The 24,158-nt window shown below is 58.7% G+C and carries 14 protein-coding genes; 10 read left to right on the top strand and 4 right to left on the bottom strand.

Annotation, left to right across the window (positions count from 1 at the left end):
- Positions 1 to 9: 9 nt before the first annotated feature.
- The 3 genes from Q672_RS0116940 to Q672_RS17565 are packed head-to-tail and all read left to right on the top strand — an operon-like array spanning position 10 to position 1,837.
- Positions 10 to 507, top strand: coding sequence for a TlpA disulfide reductase family protein (locus tag Q672_RS0116940; protein WP_031225690.1), 498 nt, complete (start codon positions 10 to 12; stop codon positions 505 to 507).
- Complete coding sequence (locus tag Q672_RS17570; protein WP_022983700.1) at positions 504 to 722, top strand: DUF4266 domain-containing protein; 219 nt, start codon at positions 504 to 506, stop codon at positions 720 to 722. The genes Q672_RS0116940 and Q672_RS17570 overlap by 4 nt, the downstream gene beginning before the upstream one ends.
- Complete coding sequence (locus tag Q672_RS17565) at positions 713 to 1,837, top strand: DUF3570 domain-containing protein (RefSeq protein ID WP_031225689.1); 1,125 nt, start codon at positions 713 to 715, stop codon at positions 1,835 to 1,837. Before Q672_RS17570 ends, Q672_RS17565 begins: the two co-directional genes overlap by 10 nt.
- A gap of 135 nt (positions 1,838 to 1,972) precedes the next feature.
- Here the strand turns inward: Q672_RS17565 and Q672_RS17560 are convergent, their stop codons facing one another.
- Positions 1,973 to 3,043, bottom strand: coding sequence for a phospholipase A (locus tag Q672_RS17560; RefSeq protein ID WP_022983698.1), 1,071 nt, complete (start codon positions 3,041 to 3,043; stop codon positions 1,973 to 1,975).
- 30 nt (positions 3,044 to 3,073) lie between these two features.
- Positions 3,074 to 3,262 (bottom strand): Trm112 family protein, encoded by a 189-nt coding sequence (locus Q672_RS17555; RefSeq protein ID WP_022983697.1) that lies wholly within the window; start codon positions 3,260 to 3,262, stop codon positions 3,074 to 3,076.
- 288 nt (positions 3,263 to 3,550) lie between these two features.
- Here Q672_RS17555 and Q672_RS17550 point away from each other — a divergent pair, with 288 nt between their 5' ends.
- From Q672_RS17550 to Q672_RS17535, 4 genes are all read left to right on the top strand, one after another.
- A complete protein-coding gene (locus tag Q672_RS17550; RefSeq protein ID WP_022983696.1) occupies positions 3,551 to 5,347 on the top strand; it encodes an acyl-CoA dehydrogenase C-terminal domain-containing protein in 1,797 nt (598 codons plus the stop codon).
- 378 nt (positions 5,348 to 5,725) lie between these two features.
- Positions 5,726 to 7,210, top strand: coding sequence for a DUF945 family protein (locus Q672_RS17545; protein ID WP_022983695.1), 1,485 nt, complete (start codon positions 5,726 to 5,728; stop codon positions 7,208 to 7,210).
- Between the two features lie 98 nt (positions 7,211 to 7,308).
- Complete coding sequence (locus tag Q672_RS17540) at positions 7,309 to 7,674, top strand: YbaN family protein (RefSeq protein ID WP_031225685.1); 366 nt, start codon at positions 7,309 to 7,311, stop codon at positions 7,672 to 7,674.
- A gap of 123 nt (positions 7,675 to 7,797) precedes the next feature.
- Entirely contained in the window at positions 7,798 to 9,573 is a 1,776-nt protein-coding gene (locus tag Q672_RS17535) for an acyl-CoA dehydrogenase C-terminal domain-containing protein (RefSeq protein WP_022983693.1), read from the top strand.
- Between the two features lie 122 nt (positions 9,574 to 9,695).
- On the opposite strand, the gene Q672_RS17530 is transcribed toward Q672_RS17535, so the two are convergent.
- Together Q672_RS17530 and Q672_RS17525 are read right to left on the bottom strand one after the other, a co-directional pair.
- Positions 9,696 to 10,331, bottom strand: coding sequence for an endonuclease (locus tag Q672_RS17530; RefSeq protein ID WP_022983692.1), 636 nt, complete (start codon positions 10,329 to 10,331; stop codon positions 9,696 to 9,698).
- Positions 10,332 to 10,435: 104 nt separating this feature from the next.
- Positions 10,436 to 11,047: a TetR/AcrR family transcriptional regulator gene (locus tag Q672_RS17525; RefSeq protein WP_022983691.1), complete on the bottom strand. Its 612-nt coding sequence runs from the start codon at positions 11,045 to 11,047 to the stop codon at positions 10,436 to 10,438.
- 228 nt (positions 11,048 to 11,275) lie between these two features.
- Between Q672_RS17525 and Q672_RS17520 the strand changes: the two genes are divergently transcribed.
- From Q672_RS17520 to Q672_RS17510, 3 genes are all read left to right on the top strand, one after another.
- The gene (locus Q672_RS17520) at positions 11,276 to 12,934 is read left to right on the top strand and encodes a multidrug ABC transporter permease/ATP-binding protein (RefSeq protein WP_022983690.1); all 1,659 of its coding nucleotides are present in this window, start codon (positions 11,276 to 11,278) and stop codon (positions 12,932 to 12,934) included.
- Positions 12,935 to 13,003: 69 nt separating this feature from the next.
- Positions 13,004 to 13,207, top strand: coding sequence for an MbtH family protein (locus Q672_RS17515; protein ID WP_022983689.1), 204 nt, complete (start codon positions 13,004 to 13,006; stop codon positions 13,205 to 13,207).
- A gap of 32 nt (positions 13,208 to 13,239) precedes the next feature.
- The gene (locus tag Q672_RS17510) at positions 13,240 to 24,156 is read left to right on the top strand and encodes a non-ribosomal peptide synthetase (RefSeq protein ID WP_022983688.1); all 10,917 of its coding nucleotides are present in this window, start codon (positions 13,240 to 13,242) and stop codon (positions 24,154 to 24,156) included.
- The last annotated feature ends 2 nt before the right edge of the window (positions 24,157 to 24,158 follow it).

The following is a 24,158-nucleotide window of genomic DNA, read 5'->3' as shown; positions in this document are numbered from 1 at the left end:
GGTGCGCAAATGAAACTGAAACGAATTCTTGCCGCTGTATTGATAGCAGGGCTGGCATTGACAGGCCCGGCGGTGGCGGCTGAGGAGGGCAAGCCTGCTGCAGGGTTTACTCTCGAGTCTCTTGACGGGCCTAACGTCAAGCTTAATGAGCTGCGTGGCACCGTGGTGCTTGTTAACTTTTGGGCCTCATGGTGCGGCCCATGCCGGACAGAAATGCCATTGCTTGACACCCTTTACCGTGAATACCGTGACTATGGTTTCACTATTTTGGGCGTAAATCTGGATGAAGACCGAAGTCAGGCGCTCAAACTGCTCGACAAGGTGCCGGTTACTTTCCCGATTCTGTTCGATCCCGACAATCTTACCAGTGAAACCTATGGGGTTGACGCCATGCCCACCACCGTACTGATTGACCGAAACGGTGTGGTTCGTCACCACCACCGCGGCTACAAGGATGGCTACATGGACAAGTACGAAGATCAGGTAAAGGCGTTGGTGCTGGAATGACCTTTCGTATTGTTCTGCTGCTGCTGGTTACGTTGCTGGCGGGTTGCTCTATCAAACCCTGGGTCAAACCCTATGAGAGGTCGCGTCTGGCCGATCCGGTGATGAATGCGGCAGGACATCCTGTGGCTGAAAGTTATATGAATCATGTGCATCAGGCACGTGAAGCCATGCGTGGTGCTGAAGGAAGTGCCGGGGGAGGCTGCGGGTGCAACTGATACGGGCAGGATGGCTTTTGTTGTTGGCGTTGCCGCTATCCTCGCAAGCGGCGGTGCTGCCGGAAGACCGCTTTGATCTGCTGGGGCACCAGTATGATGGTGGTGGGATGCAGATTGAGGGGCCGTCTGTGCTGGTGCGCAAGTCCTTCGCCGATACCGTTGCGGTCAGCGCCAATTATTACGTGGATGAGGTGTCTGCCGCTTCAATTGATGTGGTGACCAGTGCCAGTCCCTACACGGAAAAGCGCACAGAGAAGAGCGTTGGGCTGGACTATCTTCGTGGCAAGGCCATCTATTCCCTGAGTTATGGCAACAGTAAAGAGAATGATTTTGAGGCGAACTCCGCGCATTTTGATCTCAGTCAGGATTTCTTTGGTGATCTGACCACGTTGACCATGGGCTACTCCCTGGGCAAGGACGAAGTGTTTCGTACCGGTGACAGTGCGTTTTCCGATGAGGCCGAGCGGCGACATTTCCGGATCGGGTTATCGCAAGTCTTAACCCGCGATCTGGTTGGCAGTATCAAGGCAGAATTGATTACCGATGAGGGGTATCTGAATAACCCTTACCGCTCGGTCCGTTATCTCAATAGCGCCGGTGGCTACAGTTTTCAACCTGAACGCTATCCGCGTACCCGTACCAGTGAGGCCACTACGATCGGTTTGTCTTACTATTTGCCGTGGCGTGCGGGGCTGCATGGCGAATACCGGATGTATGACGATTCATGGGGTATCGACGCCACAAGCTGGCAGGTAAAACTGATCCAGCCTTTGGGGCAGCATTGGACGCTGGAGACTCGCTATCGACGTTACAGTCAGGGTCAGGCAGATTTTTATTCAGACCTGTTTCCTTTCCAGAATGCACAAAATTTTCTGGCCCGCGACAAGGAATTGAGTGACTTCGATTCCACCGTATTTGGGGTAGGGATTGGCGTGCAGTTCAATCGAGCAGAGCGGGAGACTTTCAATCGGGCAGGATTGCACCTGTGGGTGGACCAGTTCCAGTTTGACTACAACAACTTCCGGGACATCCGTGTCACCACCTTGCCAGGGCAGGAACCGTTGTACAGCTTCGACGCCACCGTCACTCGTTTGCTATTTACGATCTGGTATTAAACTGCATCAGCCGCCACCGCTCCCACCGTTCCGGTGGCCTGTATAGGAGCTTGCCTGCCGGCGATGGAGTTCTTCGTCAGCAGGCTGGCTCCCACCGTGGCCTGGTCCCCGGGTCGGGTAACATCCAGACCGGAATTACAAAGAGTCTGTCAGCAGGATCCCCACGCTGAAGCGATTTTCGTAATTGTCATAGTTGATCAGTGAATCCCCGTATCCACTGAAGACCTGTACCAGGCCCTTGAAGCGCTTGCTCAACGGGAAAGAATAGTTCAGGCGGCCAGCCCCCTTGTTGTCAGACCGCAGGTTGTTTCGAACCATGATTTCCACCACATGGTTGCCAAACGGTCTGGCGACTTCCAGCTCGAAGTTACCCATGTATTTTTCGATGTCCGGATTGTCATCACCGCGGGGATCGGTGGGGTCATCTTTTTCGTCTTCAGGTAGCCGGTACCAGGGTTTGAGTGACCAGTAATAATCACCGGTCTTGGCGATATAGTTCAGGAAAATGCGATTCCAGCTTCGTGAAACCGGTACATCTTGCCCATTGGACTCGTGCACGATGCCCAGCGCCAGAAGTTCGGAATCCACAGGGCCAAACTGCCAGTTCACCGGTTTGGTGATAAAGATTTCCGGCTCGTAGTTTGCTTCCCTGAAGGGGGCGGATTCTTCCTTGTTATAGGCCTGCCAGAAAAAGGTCCCGGTGAAGGCCATCCACAAGGTGACATCGTCAACAAGGTTTTCCTTGATCGGTGCTTTTAGTGAGAGTTGGAACTTGACTTCGGTGTGATCCAGCGCGCTGTCGTCCTTGTCCGGGTCATTCCATTGACGGTTGGACCAGTAGCTGTAAGGCATCAGGTAATTACGCCGATGAGGGGTAATCACAAACGGGTTGCCCTGGGTGGTGTTTTCCAGCGCCAGCCGCGCGCGCAGGGCATCTTCATGGACACTGCGCTTTTTGACTTCGTCGCCATTGGTGCACCAATTACGGACCTCTTTCAGCGTTACTGCGTTATCGGCAGTCTGGGCGCTGCGTAGCAAACAATCGTTAAGTTGCTGCTGTTCGCTCATCTGGCTGGGTGGGGTTGATTCCGAGGGGACCTCAGCCTGCAGGTCAGGATCAGCAGTGGAGCCCTCGGCCTGCACATCGTTTGCGGCGTAAAGCGTACTGCTCAGCAGCAGGAAGGAAGAAGCGAAAGCCTTGCGCATGAAGTGTCCTTGCCAGAGTGACTGTGGGATTTAGAGGCTTTTCAGTTCGTCGTCATTGAGCGCTCGAGCCTGTTCTTCCAGCATGACAGGAATGCCATCGCGTACCGGGTAAGCCAATCCACTGGCCTTGCACTTGAGTTCGGCGAGCTTGTCGTCATAGATCAGCGGTGCCTTGCTGACCGGGCAAACCAGAATATCGAGCAGGTTGGGGTCGATCATTGTTCATGATTCCTTCATTGATTGCGGACGAGTATAGCAAGGGAAACGCGTTTTGCCGTGATAGTGGAAACACCGTGTGTATTTTTACGAATTTTAAAGAAATGCCAGTGAAATCATAGGGTTTAGAAAGCAAACGATGGTTTCAAACGCTTGTTTGACTTGCGGGTCACAAATAGCGCTGGAGACACCGCAAAGCGCTGACCTAAGATTACCCTCCGAATAAATTATCAATGCTCGGCGAGCCTCAGGCCCGCCCCATTTTCATAGTGTCTTTTAGGGAGATGTGAGATGCCGGATTACAAGGCTCCCCTGCGCGACATGCGCTTCGTACTGAATGAAGTCCTGGATCTGGATGGCCACTATGCCAGCCTGGGTCTGGAAGATGTAAACAGCGAACTGCTGAATGCTTTCCTGGAAGAAGGCGCCAAGTTCTCCGAAAACGAGCTGGCTCCCCTGAACCGTTCCGGTGACGAGGAAGGCTGTGGCTTCGACAACGGTGTGGTCACCACTCCGAAAGGCTTCAAGGAAGCCTACGCCAAGTACGTGGAAGGCGGTTGGCCGGCCATGGGCGGCGACGTGGAGTTTGGCGGTCAGGGCCTGCCGGGTTCTGCTGGTATTGCCATCTCCGAAATGACCGGTTCCGCGAACTGGTCCTGGAGCATGTACCCGGGTCTGTCCCACGGTGCCATCGCTACCGTGGAAGAGCACGGCACCGACGAGCAAAAGAATGCCTACTTGCCCAAGCTGATCAGCGGTGAGTGGACCGGCACCATGTGTCTGACCGAGCCGCATTGTGGTTCTGACCTGGGTATTCTCAAATCGAAGGCCGAGCCTAACGCAGACGGTTCTTACAGCATCACCGGCACCAAGATCTTCATCTCAGCCGGTGAGCATGACATGGCCGAGAACATTATCCACATCGTGCTGGCGCGTCTGCCCGATGCCCCTAAAGGCACCAAGGGTATTTCCCTGTTCATCGTTCCCAAGTTCATGACTGACGGTAACGGTGGCGTGGGTGAGCGTAACGCCGTGACCTGTGGCTCTATTGAACACAAGATGGGCATCAAGGCCTCTGCGACCTGTGTGATGAACTTTGATGGTGCCAAAGGCTACCTGATCGGTCCGGAGAACAAAGGTTTGAACTGCATGTTCACCTTCATGAACTTCGCCCGTCTGGGTACCGCCATCCAGGGCGTGGCGCACGCTGAACTGGGCTTCCAGGGTGGTCTGACCTACGCCAAGGACCGTCTGGCCATGCGTAGCCTGTCCGGTCCGAAAAACCCGGAAGGTCCGGCGGATCCGATCATCGTTCACCCGGATGTGCGTCGTATGCTGCTGACAGCCAAGTCTTTCGCTGAAGGCGGACGTGCGCTGGTTTACCTGTGCTCCCAGCTGGGTGACAAGGTGAAACTGGCCAAGGACGAAGCCGAGCGTAAGGAAGCCGACGAACTGATGGCACTGCTGACGCCGATCGCCAAGGCTTTCATTACCGAAGCCGGTCTGGAAGCGGCCAACCATGGTGTACAGATCTACGGTGGTCATGGGTTTATCCGCGAGTGGGGCATGGAGCAGAACGTACGTGATGCCCGCATCTCCACTTTGTACGAAGGCACCACCGGTATTCAGGCGCTGGATCTGCTGGGCCGCAAGGTGATGATGACCCAGGGTCAGGCCCTGCGTAACTTCACCAAGATCGTGCACAAGTTCTGTGAAGCCAACGCCGACAATGCCGACATGAAAGAATTCCTTGAGCCGCTGGCCGGCTATAACAAGGAATGGGGTGAGCTGACCCAGGCCATCGGTATGCAGGCTATGCAGAACCCGGATTACGTGGGTGCCGCGTCTGTGGATTACCTGATGTACTCCGGTTACGTGACCCTGGCCTACCTGTGGGCGCGTATGGCCTCTGTGGCCCACGCCAAACTGGAAGCCGGCGCCGGTGATGAGGACTTCTACAAGGCCAAGATCAGCACCGCCCGCTTCTACTTCAAGCGTATCCTGCCGCGCGTTGCCGGTCACAAGGGTGCTATTGAAGGTGGTCTGGACTGCATGATGGACCTGGATGCCGAGCACTTTGCATTCTGATCCTGACGGTCCTTCGACCTGAAAAAGCCCGCCTTTATGGCGGGCTTTTTTGTGGCTCCTCGCTGGATTAACCGTAAACAAAACGTGCTATCCGACAAAAGTGTTGGGGGGTGTGTCGTGCACCCTGCGAGCTGCCATCAGTAATGCTACCCCTTTTTCGTTCTGGTTCGCGCCGCCAGTGCCGTTCCTGCAAGAACACGGCGCGCACCAGAAGGGTTGCTCCATTCCACACTGAATCCTTTTGTGGGTGCTCTACGAAAAGTGGGAGCGTGATCTGGACCGCCGGAGAAAGCCTGCCTCAAAGCCATATGCCATGAATTCCGTTATAGTGACTGCTCACAAAATAATGATCGGGTACATGGAAGAAGGGGATTGCCCATGAAAGGCTTGTTGGCACTGGTTCTGGTGCTGGTTTTGGGGTGGCTGGGGGCCACTTGGTATGTTGGTATGCGCGCAGAAGAAATGGTGCGCAGTGAAGTGTCCAATCTTTCGTTACTGCCGGGCCGTGATGATATTGTGCTCGATGTGGTGCGTTACGATCGCGGCCTGTTTTCCTCTGAGGCAGATACCTGTCTGGTCATTCAGGGAGATCTGGCGGCGCTGGCCGGAGGTGCGGATCTGACCGGAACCCTGTGCATGAACAGCACCATTTATCATGGCCCGTTGATATTTGCCGATGGGGTCGCGTTGGGTCTTGCTGCTACCCGGGATGCCTTCGATGTCAGCGCGCTCCCGCCGTCTGGAAAGGCGGTGCTGGAGGAAATTTTCAAGGGTCGAGCACCACTGGAAGGCCGTAGCTTTTACGGATTTGATGGAAGCCTGACTGCGACTCTCGAAATGCCCCCGGTGGATGTGGAATCCCCGATGGGGAAACTTGAACTCAAGCAGTTCTCTGTCGACATGGTGCGTCCCTCTGCGAATTCCTACCCGCTTAACAGCTACCTCACCATCAAGGGTTTTCACGCGGACAGTCCCAAGGGGGCAATCTCACTCGATTCCCTGAGTGGCTCCATGGATGTCGTTGCCATGCTGGATGACGAAGTGCCGCTGACCAATGTGAATCTTGCGAGCAAGGGATTCAGCTACATCCAGGATGGCCTGACCTTGCTTGCCTTTGATGCCATCCTGCAAGGGAACAGCCAGGATAAGGGGGCTGTTCTCAACGGCAATTCCGGAATCTGGCTGGAAAATGTCCAGGCACCGCTACTGCCCATTCCCATGGACAGTGCCTACATCGGCATGGATTTCGAAGGTATCGACAAAGCTGCCCTGGTTCGTCTGAACCGCATCACGCGGGAGCTGGATCAGGTGCAAACTGCCATGGCGCTCTCCGCCATCAGTGGAGAAGGCGCTGAAGACATTAACAGTCAAATCGAAAGAATGCAGACCCTCATGGACGACATGATGGGCGTTATGAGCGAAAAACTTCTCAAGCCAGGTGACAGCACCCTGCGGATGAAGATGCTGGTCGATCTGGATGGCAAGCGGCAATTTACTTTTGACAGCAAGGCGCGTTATCTGGGGCTGGAGGGTAAAAATCTGCCTTTCCATGAGTTGATGATGCTGGATGAGTCCGAGCTCAATACCATGCTCGATATGACGGTACATCTGGATGTCGCCGATTCGGTTATTCCTGTGCCGCTGCTGGAGCAACTGCAGGCTTACGAGGCTCAGGGGCTGGTTGTCCACGAAAACGATCGCTGGCGGGGGGATATTAATGCCCGCGGCGATTCCTTGATCATTAACGGCAAGGCAACGTCTGTGGCGGAAGTGAAAGCATTAATTGAGACGCTGAATCCCCCGCCGCAAGGGGATGACCTTTCTATGGAAGAAATGTACATGCTGGAGCTGGACGAGCAGTAACGTAGCCCGGGGCGGGCGACCTGAGGTCACTGTGATTGGTGATTTCTTCCCCGCCTGGTTTCCGGCATGCTGGACTGGAGTCGTGAAAGGGCAGGGCAATGGTTCGGATTCTGTGGTGGCGATCGGTAGCGGTATTGTCTGTGGCGCTAGGCATGATCGGTGTGATCATCCCGGGGTTGCCGACCGTGCCGTTCCTGCTGGTGGCGGCCTGGGCCGGCACCCGTGGCTGGCCAGAGCTTGAAGCCTGGTTGCTGAACCACCCGCGCTATGGACAGTCCATCCGTCAATGGCGGGAACAGGGCGCAGTGTCACGCCGCGCCAAGTGTGCGGCGTCTACCATGATGCTGATCAGTGTCATTCTTATCGCCTTTTCTGGTGCCCACGATGTGATAAAAGTTGCGGTGCCGCTGATGCTTTGTATTACCCTGTTATGGTTATGGAAACGGCCCGAACCCCGTGATTAGGGCGGTGACTTTGCAGTCATCGCGTGTTGGGGCCGGCATGAACGGTGGGTCACAAATAAGCCTGTCACCAAAGCGTCTGGCTGCCTAAAATTTGCGCCCTGCCAATTTTCGGGAGATGTGCAAATGGCGATCTATAAAGCGCCCCTCGAGGACATGCGTTTTGTTCTCAACGATGTGTTCAAAGCGGATGAGCAGTGGGCAACCATGCCGGCCACCGCCGAGGTAACCCGCGACCTGTCCGACGCCATTCTGGAAGAAGCGGGCAAGATGACTGAAGGTCTGTTGTTCCCCCTCAACCGTGAAGGCGACGAGCAGGGTTGTCAGTGGAACGACGGGGATGTGACTACCCCGGAAGGGTTCAAGGCCGCCTTCAAGACCTTTGCCGAAAATGGCTGGACCGCGTTTTCCGGTAACCCGGAATTTGGTGGCCAGGGCATGCCGAAGTCCCTCGCGGTGCTGTTCGAAGAAATGATGCACAGCGCCAACTCTTCCTTTGCCCTCTACCCGGCGCTGACCAGCGGTGCCTGCCTGGCCATTGATGCCCATGCCTCTGAAGCGTTGAAAGCCCAATACCTGCCGAAGCTCTACAGCGGTGAATGGAGCGGCACCATGTGCCTGACCGAGCCGCATTCCGGTACCGATCTGGGTATTGGTCGCACCAAGGCAGAGCCCAACGACGACGGTTCTTTCAACATCACCGGTACCAAGATCTTCATTACCGGCGGTGAGCACGACCTGACCAGCAACCATATCCACCTGGTGCTGGCCAAGCTGCCGGACGCACCGGCAGGCTCCAAGGGTATCTCCCTGTTCCTGGTGCCCAAATTCCTCCCGGACGCGGACAACAACCCCGGTGAGCGCAATGGCGCGACCTGTGGCTCCATCGAACACAAGATGGGCATCAAGGGGTCTGCGACCTGTGTGATGAATTTCGATAGTGCCAAAGGCTGGATCATCGGTGAGCCTAACCAGGGCCTGGCCTGCATGTTCACCATGATGAACTACGAGCGCCTGTCTATCGGTCTGCAGGGCCTGGGTCTGGGTGAAGTGAGCTACCAGAGCGCCGTGGATTATGCCCGCGAGCGTCTGCAGGGCCGCAGCGCCACCGGTGCCAAGAATCCGGAAGGGCCGGCGGATCCGATCATCGTTCACGGTGATGTGCGTCGCATGCTGATGAACATGCGTGCCATCAACGAGGGCGGTCGCGCACTGGCGGCTTACGTGGGTATGCAGCTGGATGCGTCCAAGTTCAGCGACGATGCGGACACCAAGAAGAAAGCGGAAGACCGGGTAGCGCTGCTGACCCCGATTGCCAAGGCGTTCTTCACGGACCGCGGTCTGGAAACCACCATTACTGGCCAGCAGGTTTTCGGCGGCCACGGTTATATCCGTGAGTGGGGTATGGAGCAATTCGTACGTGACTGCCGTATTTCCCAGATCTACGAGGGCACCAACGGTATTCAGGCGCTGGATCTGGCTGGCCGTAAAGTCGCTCGCAATGGCGGCAAATCCGTTGATGCTTTCCTGGCAGATGCCCAGGCGTGGGTGGATGCCAATGCCGCTAACGCCCAGCTGGCCGAGTATGTGGAGCCGGTGAAGGCCGCGTTGGCGCTGCTCAAGCGCGCCACCGATGAGCTACTGAGCCAGGCTGGGGGTAACCCGGATGCGATCAGTGCCGGTGCCGTGGAATATCTGGATATCTTCGGTTACGTAATCTACGCCTGGCTGTGGGCGCAGATGCTGGCGGCAACCGATGGTCGTGATGATGACTTTGTGAAAGCCAAGCGCATTACCGGCAAGTACTATTTCGAGCGCATCCTGCCGAAAGCAGAAGGCCTGTTTGCCCAGCTGAAGAGCGGTGCAGACACCATGATGAGCCTGGATGACGCGCTGTTTTAATAAGCCGCGTCTCGCAGGTGATTGACAAAAAACCGCCCCCGAGAGGGGGCGGTTTTTTTGTTGTGGATTCTATGCCGGTTTGCAGAGCCGGGGTTTGCGAAGGGCGCTTCCCGTGTTGTCTGTTAGGGAAACTGCATGTTCAGTGGTGAGGCGGCTTTGATGCTGTCTGCGCGGGCGGGGGCATCAATAAAGGGATTGCGGTTGCCCTGTACGTCGGCGATAACGTCATTGCGGCGACGTTCTTCCTCATCCACAGGATCTTCCTTGTTCCAGCGCTGGTACATCTCAAGGGTGCCAAGCAGTGGCAGTGCGTACTTCTCATGGAGGTAGAGCATGGCGCGGGCCACGTCCCCCTTGGCATGGGCGGGTGGCTGGAAAACCTGAAACGATTGTCGGTATCCGCACTCGCTATCTGCGGCTGTGGAGTCTGGTAGATCCCCAAACAGGGTGCGGCGACGGTCCAGCTCTGCCTTTCGTGTCACAGGGAAAAGACTGTGGCGATCCTGCAGGATTTCAGCAAATTCGGGTTGTTTTTCACACAAGCGGCTGGAGCGGCAGCCGAAATGCTGTGCGAGCTGACGTTTGTCGTAGATTTCTTCGACGGAAATCCTGTCCCCGGGCTTGAAGCTTTCCTGACAGTAAAGTGTCTTGCCGCCATTGGCGTAGACCTGTTTCAGAAACTGGTCTTCCATGTTGTCTGCCAAGCACGCACCGGCAGACATAAGGAGTGCCATCAGCAGCAATGATAATTTGCGCATATTGTGAATCCTGTCACATTTCTAATCGCCATCTTAGCCCCCAAGGCCAGGGTGACAGATATCTACAATGTATACCGGAGCGACAGGCGGTGCCAATGACCCGTTTAGCGGTTGTCCAACAAAACGGTAATGCAATTGCGGACATGGGCATCGATAGCCTCGGCATCGGGAAGTTTATGCGGGGCCAGCAGTGCACATATCTGAAAATCGGTTTTCACCATGCCGAGAAATTGGCGGGCTGTGTGACGAGTAAGCCGATGTGAAGGCAGCTCTCCTCGATCTACGAGCCATTGCAGGTAGTCGTGGAGTTTTTCCAGCACCAGCGTCGGACCTGCTTCGTAAATCTGTTCTGCCAGGGTGGGGAAGGTGGGGGCAAGGCCAATCAGCTGGCGGTACAGCTCCAGATAGAGTGGCGAAAGCATCAGCTTCACAAAGGTGGATGACAGCCTGCGCAAACCCTCGCTGGCAGGAAGGTGTTCAACACCGGTGGCTTCCAGTTCCGCCATCATGGTGCCGACATGGTGTTGCATAACCGCACTGAAAAGCCCGTCTTTGTCACCAAAATACTGGTACAGGCTGCGGCGTGAGCCGCCCGCCCGGGCAATGATCATGTCCAGGGTCGTGCCGGTGTAACCTTCGGTGCTGAAGATGTCGGTGGCCGCATCCAGCAAGGCCTGACGGCGTTTCAGGCCGCGTTCAGTGCGTGGTGTATCCATCAATGGGTCCTGTTGCGTGCTGAAATGGTATTGGGCAAGACACTTTTCGGCAATGACTGCAGATGGAGATCGGGCTGACAGAAGCGCGCATGCGCATTATGAAAACTGGATGAAAGCATCAGGAAACGAGAGAAGCCGCACGTTTTCGGGGTTGATATATAAACAAGAATCAATATCATTTCGCATCTCTTTACGACCCTTACAATTGTCCATGGAGGCGGACGGTACATGACCTTGTTGGGATTGTTGTTCTCCGGGCGCAAGGCGGCATTCGTTGCCGTTGTTGTTTTCAGTGTGCTCAGCGCCTTGCTGAGCGTGGCCGTGCTGGCCTTTATCGGGCAGCGGATGTTGTCGGCGCAGGCGGATCTGGGGCTGGTATTACTGCAGTTCTCCGGCTTGCTTGCGGCGTTGCTCGCGGCGGCGACGATCGCACAGGTCACGCTGCACAAGCTGGGTCACCGGATGGTCTACGGGCTGCGCCGGGATCTGGTGCGCCGTGTTCTCGCCACCGATATCGAACAGCTGGAAAAAGTCGGTGGGGCACCGCTGCTTGCCGCGCTGAGTACCGATGTTCGTAATCTCACCATCGCGTTCGTGCATCTTCCCGAGCTGGTGTATGGCTGCGCCCTGAGCGTGGCGGCGCTGGGCTGGCTGGCGTGGTTGTCGCCAGGCTTGTTCGGCGTCACGGTGGGCTGGCTGTTGCTCACGGCGGGCATGGGAATCTGGCTGGTAGGGCGAATCAATTTCCACGTTGGCCAGGTACGCGAAGGCGATGACCGGCTTTACCAGGATTACCAGGCCATGATTGATGGCCGCAAGGAGCTGGCCCTGAATCGTCATCGTGCGGCCCGTTTCTTTGATGAAGAGTTTGATGGTCATGCCGAAGCCTATCGCGACCATGTGACCCGTGCCGATATCCACAATGGTATCGCGGGCAACCTGGCCAATGTGTTGATGCTGGGGCTGATTGGTGTGCTGTTCTTTCTGGCGGTGGGCCAGGGTTGGGCACCGGCGGATACCGCCTCCATTTTTGCGCTCACCATCCTGCTGCTGCGCACACCGTTGATTGGTGCGGTGGCGGCACTGCCAACCCTGCTGGCTGCGCGAGTCTCATTGAAAAAACTGGCGGGGCTGGCGCTGGCGGAGGCCGGTGAGGCGATTGTCCCGCAAGGCGATGACTTGTCCGGTTTTCAGCGTCTGGTGCTGCAGGGCATTACCTACCGGTACCCCGATCAGGATGGGCTCGGCGGCTTTGCCGTGGGGCCACTGGATCTGGAGATTCATCGTGGCGACCTGATTTTTGTGCAGGGCGGCAATGGCAGTGGCAAGAGTACCTTTGCCCGACTGCTGACAGGGCTCTACCGGCCTGCCAGCGGCGATATCCTTGTTGACGACGTGCCGGTCTGCGATGACAACCGGGTCGCCTATCGGCAGTTGTTCTCTTCGGTGTTTACCGATTTCCATCTCTTTTCCCGACTGCTGCGTGGTACGGGGGGCGATGTGCCTGCAACGGAAGTGGATCAGTGGCTGGCCACGCTGGGCATGCATCACAAGGTCGAGCACGACGGCCAACGGTTGTCGGATGTGCGTTTCTCTCAAGGGCAGCGCAAACGTCTTGCGCTGCTGATGGCCGCCGTGGAGCAACGTGACTGCCTGTTGCTGGATGAGTGGGCGGCAGATCAGGACCCGCAATTTCGTCAGTTCTTCTATCACGAGCTGCTACCCGCACTGCAATCGCAGGGCAAAACCATCATCGCCATTACCCACGACGACCATTACTTCGATCGCGCAGACCGGCTGCTGAAAATGGACGCCGGTTGCCTCACCGAAGTGGATGGCCAGACCGCACGACAAAGTGTGCAGGTCCTTCGCGAGGCAGGGGTCTGAACCCTGCCTGTCAGGACGCTCCGGCTTTGCAGGTGCGTCCAGCCTTGAGTCTCAACGACGAGGAATGTCATGAGCATTGATAACCCGGATACCGAATTTACGGTAGTGATCAACGATCAGGAGCAATACAGCATCTGGCCTACCTACCGCCCTGTGCCTGCCGGTTGGCAGACCGTGGGGGTCACGGGCAACAAATCAGATTGTCTGGCCCATATCAACGACGTCTGGACCGACCAGCGTCCCAAGCGCCTGCGTGACGCTCAGGCCTCCTGAGATTTTTCTGATACTTTCGGCAAGGAGCTGACATGACCGGGTCTGCCAATAACACTGCCCACCCCGGACCGCAGTGGTCTCCGCTTTCCTGTTCGCAGCAGCGGCTCTGGTTGTTTTCCCGACTGTCTCCGGACAGCACCGCTTACAACATCAGCGGTATCGTCTGGCTGGATGGCGAGCTTGATGTCCCGGCATTGCAGGACACCATGCGCTATATCCTGGCACGGCAAGAGATCGCCAATGCCCGCTTTGCCGAAATCGATGGCGTTGCCTGGCAGCGGCCGGTGCCGCGTTCCCCGGATGACATACCGCTGGTGGATCTGAGTAACGATGCCGATCCCCTGGCGCGAGCCTATCAGGAGGCTCGTCAGCTCAATGCCCGGCCCTTTGATCTGGAAGCGGAAAGCCCCGCTCGCTTCCGTCTGGTGCGATTGTCGGCTACCCGACATGCGATTCTGGTGTCCATGCATCACATCATTGGCGATGCATGGTCGCTGGGAGTGTTCTTGCAGGAATTCCTGTTTTCCTACAGCGCGTTTCGTTCCGGTGTTCAGCCGGCGGTGCCGCCACTGAAAAAACAGTATGTGGAATGGGCAGAAAACGAAGCGCAGTGGTTAAAGGGGGAGTCGGCCGCCAGCCAGCTGAGCTACTGGACCGATACCCTGGAACACGAAGGGGAGCCCCTGGCATTGCCGCGCCTGAAGCAGGACGCCGGCGCCTCACACCCTGCTTGCTGCAATGACTTTTCGCTCAGTGCCGAGGACAACCGCGAGCTTAAACAGTTGGCCACGCAGCTGGGTGTCAGTCGTTTCACCGTGCTGCTGGCGGCCTTTCAGTATTTGCTTGCCCGGGTGTCGGGGCAGCAGCAAGTGCGGGTGGGGGTGCCGAGTGCCAACCGCAAGGGTAGCAACCAGTTTCTGATTGGTTTCTTCGTCAACAATCTGGTCATTCAGGGCCGGGTGCAGCCGGGGATGACAGTGCGCGACTGGGTTGCGCAGATTCATGCCGCCCTGGACGGAGCCAAACAACATCGCGACCTGCCCTTCGACCGGGTGGTGGATGCCCTGTGCCGTTCCCGCGATCAGGGTAGTCATCCCTTGTTCCAGGTGGCATTCAATTATCGCCAACAGGGCAAGGGCATGAAGCTCGACCTGGGCAATCTTACCGTGACGGCGGAGGACGTGCCGGTCACGGAAACCCCCTTTGATCTGGTGCTGGATGCCTGGCCCGATACCGATGGCGGACTGGGACTGCGGCTGGTGCATGGCGAGGGTGTGCTCAGTGATGATTTTGCCCGCTACCTGCGCGAGGCGTTTGTGGGGTTGCTGCAACAGTGGCTACACAACAGTGAGCTGACCCTGGCCGAGAGCGATGTGCTGCCGCCTGCTGATCTGGCGCGCTTGCAGCAGTGGCAGCAACAGGGGCAGGACGATTGGCACTGGCAGAGCTATCCCGCGCTGTTCGCTGCCCAGGCGCAACGTCAGCAAGAGGCCGTTGCGCTGGTGCACGGCGATCATCGCTGCACCTTTGCCCAGCTGGACGCCCGCTCCAATCAGTTGGCCCAGTATCTTCTGCAGCAGGGAGTGACGGCGGATGAGGTGATCGCGGTTTCCTTCGAACGTGGTATCGCCATGATCGAAGCATTCCTTGCCGTCATGAAAGCCGGAGCGGCATTCCTGCCACTGGACCCGGCTTATCCGTCGGAGCGACTTCACTACATGCTGGAAGACAGTGGTGCCCGGTGGTTGTTGACGGCCTCGGGACTGGTCAGTGCCTTGCCGGATGTCCCGGGGCTGAAAAAAGTGCCGCTGGATTCCCTGTCACTGCAGGGATTTTCCACCGAGCCTGTGGGTGTCAACGTGCACCCGGACCAACTGGCCTACGTGATCTACACCTCCGGCTCCACCGGCAAGCCCAAAGGTGTGGCGCTGACCCATGGTGGCTTGTCCATGCATGTGCAAACCATCGGCAAGCGTTACGGCATGACGCCGCAGGATGTGGAGCTGCAATTCGCCTCCATCAGTTTCGATGGTGCGGTGGAGCGCTGGAGCGTACCGCTGGCGTTTGGCTCCCGGGTGGTGATTCGCGACCAGGCATTATGGAGCGCGGAAAAATGCTGCGAGGTGCTGCAACAAGAAGGCGTCACCATCGCCTGTTTCCCGCCCAGTTATGTGGGCCCGCTGCTGGACTGGATCGAGCAGGAAAAGCCCGCACTCAACGTTCGCTCCTGGACCCTGGGCGGTGAAGCGTTTACCCGCGAAACCTTTGAGCGCATGCAGCAGGTGCTTCAGCCCCGGCGTATTCTCAATGGATACGGTCCTACCGAAACCGTCATTACACCGCTGTTGTGGGATGCCTATGCAGGGGACACCTTAACCAGTGCCTACGCGCCCATCGGTACCGCCGTGGGGCCGCGCAAACTGTATGTGCTGGATGCTTCCCTGAATCGTGTCCCGCCGGGAGTGGCGGGCGAGCTGTATATCGGTAACGAAGTGGGTCTGGCCCGTGGTTATCATGGTCGCGCAGACCTGACCGCAGAGCGTTTTCTTCCCGACCCCTTCGGTGAACCCGGTGAGCGAATGTATCGCACTGGCGACCTGGTGAAATTCCGCGACGACGGCGTCATGGAATATCTGGGCCGGGTGGATCAGCAGGTCAAAATCCGTGGCTTCCGCATTGAGCTCGGTGAAATCGAAAGTCGTCTGCTGGCCTTTGACTCGATCCGCGACGCCGCCGTGGTCGCACAACCTTCCCCCACCGGTGACCGGTTGGTGGGCTACATCGTGCCACGTCATACAGAAGACGCGCGAATCGATACCGGTGCCATCCTTGCAGAATTGTCCCACTCCCTGCCGGACTACATGGTCCCCAGCCAGCTGATGCAACTGGAAGCCCTGCCCCTGACCCCCGCAGGCAAGGTGGATCGCAAGGCGCTGCCGGCACCGCAGTGGCATGCCCGCACTACCGGTGAGGCGCCGCAGACGGATAACGAACAAACGCTGGCCACAATCTGGCAAGACTTGCTGGGGATGGAATCGGTGAATCGCGACGATCACTTTTTTGCCCTGGGTGGCGATTCCATTCTGGCCTTGCAGGTGGTCAGCCGGGCGCGCCAGCAAGGCTTGGCGCTAACCCCGAAACACCTTTTTGAAAAGCCCACGCTGCGCGCGCTGGCGGCAGTGGCCGGCGCAGTAACGGTCAACACGGCCAGTCAGCAAGCGCTGGACGGCCCGGTTGGGCTGTTACCCATCCAGCAACAGTTTATCGAGCAACAAGGATTAGCCGCCTGCAACCAGTACCTGCAGTTGTCGTTGGCGCAGCCGTTCCAGCTCGATGCACTGGAGAGCGCTCTGCAATTGCTGGTGCAACACCATGATGCCCTGCGTTTGCGGTTTTCCACCGAGAACCCGGCCCAGGCACTGGCCATGCCGTCAGCGTCGCATGCGTTGCTGCAGCGCTGCGCACCCGCTACCTCTGCCGAGCTGGAACAGTACAAAGACGCACTGCAGCGTTCACTGGATCCGGCGACGGGCAAGTTGTTACAGGCGCTCTATGTGGAGGGCGTGGAGGGCGAACCGCCGCAGCTGTTGCTGACGATTCACCATCTGGCGGTGGATGGTGTGTCCTGGCGCATCCTGCTGGAGGACCTGTTCTCTGCCTACCAGCAGTACGGTCAGGGCGGGTCGGCCAGTCTGCCGCGCAAGACCCACAGCGTGGTCGACTGGCGCAATGCCCTGGATGACACCTTGGTTTCTGTGGCCACACAGGAGCAGGATCTCTGGCAGCAGACAATGGCCATGCCGTCGCTGTTTACGCCTCAACGCGGGCTACAGGAAAAGCCGCAAGCGGCCAGCCAGTGGGACATCCAGATCGAGGCGTCTACCTTGGCTCGCTGGCAGCAGCAGGCCGAACGGCATGCCCGGCTGAATCTGGAAGAATTTTTGTTGATGGGGCTGGCCAATGCCCTGTGTGATTTTGCGGCCACGGATCAGGTCTGTATTTATCGTGAAAGTCATGGCCGTGCCGGCGATGTGGCTGAACTCGATCTGAGCCGTACCGTAGGCTGGTTTACCAGCCTCTATCCCCAGCGTCTTGATCGTCAGGGTTCTCTGGCAGAAACCCTGCGTTGTCAGAAAGAACAACTGCGTGGTGCCGCCCATGGTGGTTTGGGATTCGGGATCTTGCAGCAACGCGGTGAGCTCTCCACGGCGGCCGGTGACCGGCCTCGCGATGTGTTGTTCAACTACCTCGGCCAGTTCCGGCACGAGGGGCTGCCCGGTGTCTCGGTGACAGAGGCAGGGCTTTGGCAAGAAGCCGATGCCCCGGCAGATGCTGCACTCGCCATTAATGCCGAGCAACGGGAAGGCCAATTGCGGCTGCGCATTGAGACCGACGGCGTGCGTCTGAGCCGTGAACAGGGTGAGGCACTCGTGCAGCAATGGCTGCAGCAGTGCGAGCAACTGGCCCGGCACTGTGAGCAGCACGAACCGGTGCTGACGCCATCCGATGTGCCGCTGTCGACGTTGAGCCAGGCGGAACTGGATGCCTTGCCGGCACGGCCCGAGCAGGTGTTGCCGTTGTCCCCCCTGCAGGCGGGATTGTTGTTTCATTCCCAGCTCAGTGCCAGCAGTCGCACCTATGTTAACCAGCTGGTCTTGCCGGTGACCGGGCTAAACCCCCGCCGTTTCCGACAGGCCTGGCAGGCCATGCTGGAGCGACACGACGTGCTGCGAACCGGACTGCTGCCGGCGCATGCCAGCGCCGGGGAACGCCATCAAGCGGTCTGGTCTGCGCAGCAAGTATCGCTGTGCTGGCAGGAAACCGATCTGCGTGATGCCGGTGATGATGCCGCTGCCCGCTTCTGTGAGCAGAGGTTGAGTGACGGTTTCGATCTGGAAGTCGCACCGTTGTGGCGGGTGGACTTGCTGCAGCTGGGGGATGATCACTGGGAATCCGTGCTGACCCTGCATCATCTGCTGATGGATGGCTGGAGCACCGGCGTCATGCTCACCGAGTTGCTGGCGCTGTATCACCAGATGCCGTTGCCACCGGCGCCTCTGCAATACGTGGATTACCTGCATTGGTTGCACCGCCAGGACCGGGCGGCCACTCAGGCGTTCTGGCAAGAGTATCTTGCCCCGGTGCAGGCGCCTACCCGGTTGGTGGATGTGGTGGGGACGTCGGAGAAGGGCGAGTTCCGTCGCCATCCGATCACGTTTGATGCCGCCACCAGCGATCGGTTGCGACAGGCCGCCCGTGATCAGGGGCTGACAATCAATACCCTGGTGCAGGCCGCCTGGGCCCGGGTGCTGGGACGCTTTACCGGGCAGCAGCGGGTGGTGTTTGGCAATACGGTGGCCGGTCGGCCGGCGGATCTGGCAGGCAGCGATGCCATGCTCGGTCTGTTTATCAACACCCTGCCGATGACGGTGTCCCTGGCGGGCGACCAGCCGCTGGCGTCCTGGCTGGCGGCGTTGCAGGCCGACAATGCGGCCCTGCGTGAACACGGCCACGCACCGCTGTTCGATGTGCAGCAGGACGCCGGTTGGGGCGGGGAGAGTTTGTTCGATACCTTGCTGGTGTTTGAAAACTATCCGCTGGATGAGAGCTTGCTGGGCTCCGGGCAACAGACCCTGACTCTGGGGACGCCACGAAGTCACGAGTTTACCCATTACCCGCTCACCGTGGCGGTCTTGCCGGGCGATCAGCTGGATATGTTGTTTGCCCATGACACGGCGGCTTTGCCGATCCCGTTGGTGGACCGACTCGCTCGCCAGTTCCGCGATACCCTGCTGATGCTGGCGGAACAGGGTGGCGAAGAGACAGCGCTGCTGGCGACGCTGGATGCGCTGGGCGGCGATGAGGCGATCCTGCAGCAGTGGGGCGAAGGCGAAGGGGCATATGCGCCCCAGAGTTTTCCTGCACTGTTCTCGCAGCAGGCGGCGTTGCGCGGGGAAGCTATCGCCCTGGTGCATGGCGATACCCGCGTGTCGTTTGCTGAACTGGAAGCCCGTTCCAATCGTCTCGCGCGTTATCTGGTCGAGCAGGGAGTCACCGCGGATGACGTGGTCGGCGTAGCGTTCGCGCGTGGCGTCACCATGATCGAAGCGTTCCTGGCCGTAATGAAAGCGGGCGGGGCTTTCCTGCCACTGGATCCCGGTTACCCCACAGACCGTTTGCACTACATGCTCGAAGACAGCGGTGCCCGCTTGCTGTTGACCTCGTCGGATCTGGCGGAGACCTTGCCGCAGGTGGAGGGCGTCAGCCCGGTGTTCGTGGATCAACTGTCGCTGGCGAATACCGACGGCAGTTCGCTCAATAACGAACCCCATCCCGATCAACTGGCTTATGTGATCTACACGTCCGGCTCCACCGGCAAGCCCAAAGGCGTGGCGCTGACCCACGGCGGCTTGTCCATGCATGTGCAAACCATCGGCGAGCGTTACGGCATGACGCCGGAGGATGTGGAGCTGCAATTCGCGTCTATCAGTTTTGATGGCGCGGTGGAGCGCTGGACTGTGCCGCTGGCGTTTGGCTCCCGGGTGGTGATTCGCGACCAGGCATTATGGAGCGCGGAAAAATGCTGCGAGGTGCTGCAACAAGAAGGCGTCACCATCGCCTGTTTCCCGCCCAGTTATGTGGGCCCGCTGCTGGACTGGATTGAGCAGGAAAAGCCCGCACTCAAGGTTCGCTCCTGGACCCTGGGCGGTGAGGCGTTTACCCGCGAAACCTTCGAGCGCATGCAGCAAGTGCTCAAACCGCAACGCATCATCAACGGCTACGGGCCCACCGAAACGGTGGTCACGCCGATGCTGTGGGCGGCCTATGAAGGCGACAGTCTGACCAGCGCCTACGCGCCCATCGGCACCGCCGTGGGGCCGCGCAAACTGTATGTGCTGGATCAGGATTTGAATCGCGTACCCGCTGGTGTCGCGGGTGAGCTGTATATCGGTAACGAAGTGGGATTGGCGCGCGGCTATCACGACCGTCCGGACCTGACCGCTGAACGTTTCCTGCCGGATCCGTTCGGCGAAGCGGGTGAGCGGATGTATCGAACTGGCGATCTGGTGAAATTCCGCGACGACGGCGTCATGGAATATCTTGGCCGGGTGGATCAGCAGGTCAAAATCCGTGGCTTCCGCATTGAGCTCGGTGAAATCGAAAGTCGCCTGCTGGCCTTTGACTCGATCCGCGACGCCGCCGTGGTTGCACAACCTTCCCCCACCGGTGACCGGTTGGTGGGCTACATCGTGCCACGTCACAGCGTAGGCGCGGCGCTTGAGCCGCGAACCCTGTTGGAAAGCCTGTCCCAAGCCCTGCCGGATTACATGGTGCCCAGCCAGTTGATCACACTGGAGCACCTGCCGCTGACGCCCGCAGGCAAGGTGGACCGCAAGGCGCTACCGGCTCCGCAATGGCAAACCGCCAGTGCTGGCGACGCACCGCAAACCGATAACGAAAACATTCTGGCAACCATCTGGCAAGAGTTGCTGGGGCTGGAAGCCGTCAGTCGCGATGACCATTTCTTCAATCTGGGTGGGCATTCCCTGTTGGCGGTGCAAATGGTTAACCGGCTGCGTCATCAGCACCAGCTGGATTTGCCGCTCAATCGCATTTTTGAACAACCGCTGCTGAAACAGTGTGCGGCTTTGTGCCAGAGTGCAGCGGCCTTGCCCGCAATTCGCCCGGTGGCGCGTGGCGGCGATTTGCCGTGTTCCGCGGCGCAACGGCGTTTGTGGTTCGTGCAGCAATTGCAGCCGGAAAACGGTGCCTACCACATGCCGTTGGGGCTCGATGTGCGTGGTGAATTGCATCACGCTGCCTTGCAGCAGGCGCTGGATGCCCTGGTGGCGAATCACGAAAGCCTGCGTACCCGGTTTGTGGAAACCGCAGGGGAGCCTCGCCAGCGTATTCTGGATGAGGCCCCTGTGGTCATCGACTGGCAGGACCTCACCGGCGAGGCGCTACCCGAATCTGTGGCCAGCGAACGCCAGGCGCGCACCCTGAACGCGCCGTTCGATCTGGCCAGTGATCCGTTGTTGCGCGTGCAGGTCATTCAGTTGGCCCCACAGCGCTATCAACTGTTGCTGGTCCAGCATCACATCATTGGTGATGGCGTTTCCATGCAATTGTTGATGGCGGAGCTGAGCAGCCGTTATGCCCAGGCCCATCGCGGTGATGCCATGCCGCTGGTTTCCGCTCAACCGTCCGCCCGAATCCAGTACGCGGATTATGCCGCCTGGCAACAGCAGTGGCTGGCCAGTGATGAGGCCCGTGCACAAAAGCAGTGGTGGGTAGAACAGTTGGGCGAGGGCGGTGAGCCGCTGGCGTTGCCCACCGACTTCCCTCGTGGTGTGTTAGTCGACACCAAACCTGCTAACTCGAAAGAAGGCGGGGCACGTTTACCCGTGACCTTTAGCCATGATCAGCTTGAGCGGCTGAAGCAGCGTGCCACCGAGCTGGGTTCTACGGTATCCACCTTGTTGCTCACGGCCTGGCAGGTACTGTTGCATCGCTACAGTGGTCAGTCGCAGGTGCGGGTGGGGGTGCCGGTTGCCGGCCGATTGCTGGCCGAAACCGAAACCCTGCAAGGGTGTTTTATCAATACCCTGGTCGTGCCGGCCGATTTTGTCGGCTCGCAATCGCTGGCTGAGCAGGTGGTGGCCACACAGCAGTTCATCGGCGAAGCGCAAGGGCGCCAGGCGCTGCCTTTTGAGGTGTTGGTCGAGGCGCTGGGCGTGGACCGGAATCTGGATCGTCACCCCTTGTTCCAGGTGGTGTTCAATCACCAGCGGTTGAGTGAAAACTTTGCCCCGCAATGGCCGGAAGCGGTCATCACACCGTTTGATCCGGGTGCCGCCGGTGCCCAGTTTGAACTGGCACTGGATGTCCTGGAAGACGATGAACAGCTGCAGGGGTTTATCGGTTACGACACGACCCTGTTCCGTGCCAGCACCATTGAGCGCTTGCGGGAACATTTCCTGAGGGTGATGACGGCGCTGCTCACCCAGCCTGATCAGTCCTTGTCGGATATCGCCTTGCTGTCAGATCAGGAACAGGCCGACCAGCAAGTCTTCAATCGCACCGAAAAACGCTGGGGTGATTTTGTTGCCGTGCCGGAAAGAGTGCGTCAGCAAGCCGTGCGTTCGCCTGAGGCAGTGGCGTTGTCCATGGGCGACAGGCAGCTCAGTTATGCCGAGCTGGACCGCAAGGTAAACCAGCTGGCCAACCGCTTGCGTGCGGCCGGGGTGAAGGAAGAAGTGCGGGTGGCCATCGGCCTGCCACGATCACTGGATCTGGTCATCGGTCTGTTGGCCATTACCCGTGCCGGGGGGGGCTATGTGCCGCTGGACCCGTCCTATCCCCAGGACCGTCTGGCCTACATTCTGGAGGCATCGCAGCCGGCGTTGTTGCTGACCGACAGCCGCTTGCTGGACAGCTGGCCGCAAGCGGTGCCCATGTGGTGTCTGGATCAACTGGACGTGAGCGGGCAGGCGACCACGGCACCGTCGGTGCAGTGGCATCCGGATCAGGCGCTCTATGTGGTCTACACCTCTGGCTCCACTGGCAAACCCAAAGGGGTGCTCAATACCCAGGCCGCGCTGGAGAATCGATTGCTGTGGATGCAGCAGCAATACCCACTGGATGAATCCGACTGTGTGTTGCAGAAGACACCGTTCAGTTTTGATGTGTCGGTGTGGGAATTTTTCTGGCCGTTGATGGTGGGGGCGCGTCTCGCCATCGCGCCGCCGGATGCCCATGCGGACCCGCAGTGGTTGCAGCAGGTGATGGCTGAAGAGCAGGTCACCACGCTGCACTTTGTGCCTTCCATGCTGCATGCCTTTGTGTCCTCAACAGGATTGAAAAACCTGCCGTCCCTGAAGCAGGTGATCTGTAGTGGGGAAGCGCTGGACATGGCATTGCAGGGATCGGTGTTTGCCGCCCGTGACGATGTGCAGTTGCACAACCTGTACGGCCCCACCGAAGCGGCCATTGATGTGAGTTACTGGCAGTGCCGCCCGGGCGCCGGCCACACCGTGCCGATCGGCTCACCGATCAGCAATATTCAGCTGCATGTGCTGGATACCGATCTCAACCCGGTGCCGCGTGGGGTGGCCGGTGAGCTCTATCTGGCGGGCGCGGGGTTGGCGCGTGGCTATCACGGTCGCCCCGATCTGACCGCAGAGCGTTTCGTTCCCAACCCCTTTGGTGAGCCTGGCTCACGGATGTACCGCACCGGTGATCAGGTGGTGCAGCGTGCCGATGGCGTTATCGATTATCTGGGCCGCCTTGATCATCAGGTCAAGATTCGCGGTCTGCGTATCGAGCTGGGTGAAATCGAGCAGCAACTGAAACAGCAGCCGGACATTGAGGATGCGGTGGTCGTGGCCCACTCCGGCGCGGCAGGTGATCAGCTGGTGGCCTATGTGGTAAGTGGCGCGTCCTCCCCGGAGGCCTGGCAGCAAGCCCTGTCGGCGGCCCTGCCGGATTACATGGTGCCGGGCCTGTTCATGTTGCTGGAGCAGATGCCGTTATCGCCCAACGGCAAACTGGATCGCAAGGCGCTACCTGAGCCGCAATGGCAGGCCCGGGAATACCGAGCGCCGGTGACCGACACCGAACAGCAACTCGCTGCGCTGTGGGAAGAGTTGTTGGGGCTGTCTTTAGCGAAGGCATCGCCGTCAGGAGAAGCGTTGTCAGGAAACGGTGCTGTCGGGCTGGACGATAACTTTTTTGCGCTGGGTGGCCATTCACTGTTGGCCACGCGGGTAGTGGCGGCGTTGCGTGATCGCTGGGGCGTGGATGTGCCCCTGCGTGCCCTGTTTGAAACCGACACCCTGCAAGCACTGGCGGCGTTGGTGGACGAACACAACGGCGAAGCAAAGCAACAGGAACAGGATGATCTTGCCGCCATGGCGGATCTGCTGGATGACCTGGAAGATTTATGAGC

The sequence above is a fragment of the Alcanivorax sp. P2S70 genome (genome assembly GCF_000475295.1).
Lineage (GTDB): Bacteria > Pseudomonadota > Gammaproteobacteria > Pseudomonadales > Alcanivoracaceae > Alcanivorax > Alcanivorax profundi.
This window is presented reverse-complemented; position numbering and strand designations above follow the sequence as displayed.

Bases quoted from the DNA above. Each gene is read 5' to 3' on its own strand.
- Q672_RS0116940 (WP_031225690.1), top strand. From the start codon at position 10: ATGAAACTGAAACGAATTCTTGCCGCTGTATTGATAGCAGGGCTGGCA.
- Q672_RS17570 (WP_022983700.1), top strand. From the start codon at position 504: ATGACCTTTCGTATTGTTCTGCTGCTGCTGGTTACGTTGCTGGCGGGT.
- Q672_RS17560 (WP_022983698.1), bottom strand. From the start codon at position 3,043: ATGCGCAAGGCTTTCGCTTCTTCCTTCCTGCTGCTGAGCAGTACGCTT.
- Q672_RS17555 (WP_022983697.1), bottom strand. From the start codon at position 3,262: ATGATCGACCCCAACCTGCTCGATATTCTGGTTTGCCCGGTCAGCAAG.
- Q672_RS17550 (WP_022983696.1), top strand. From the start codon at position 3,551: ATGCCGGATTACAAGGCTCCCCTGCGCGACATGCGCTTCGTACTGAAT.
- Q672_RS17545 (WP_022983695.1), top strand. From the start codon at position 5,726: ATGAAAGGCTTGTTGGCACTGGTTCTGGTGCTGGTTTTGGGGTGGCTG.
- Q672_RS17540 (WP_031225685.1), top strand. From the start codon at position 7,309: ATGGTTCGGATTCTGTGGTGGCGATCGGTAGCGGTATTGTCTGTGGCG.
- Q672_RS17535 (WP_022983693.1), top strand. From the start codon at position 7,798: ATGGCGATCTATAAAGCGCCCCTCGAGGACATGCGTTTTGTTCTCAAC.
- Q672_RS17530 (WP_022983692.1), bottom strand. From the start codon at position 10,331: ATGCGCAAATTATCATTGCTGCTGATGGCACTCCTTATGTCTGCCGGT.
- Q672_RS17525 (WP_022983691.1), bottom strand. From the start codon at position 11,047: ATGGATACACCACGCACTGAACGCGGCCTGAAACGCCGTCAGGCCTTG.
- Q672_RS17520 (WP_022983690.1), top strand. From the start codon at position 11,276: ATGACCTTGTTGGGATTGTTGTTCTCCGGGCGCAAGGCGGCATTCGTT.
- Q672_RS17515 (WP_022983689.1), top strand. From the start codon at position 13,004: ATGAGCATTGATAACCCGGATACCGAATTTACGGTAGTGATCAACGAT.
- Q672_RS17510 (WP_022983688.1), top strand. From the start codon at position 13,240: ATGACCGGGTCTGCCAATAACACTGCCCACCCCGGACCGCAGTGGTCT.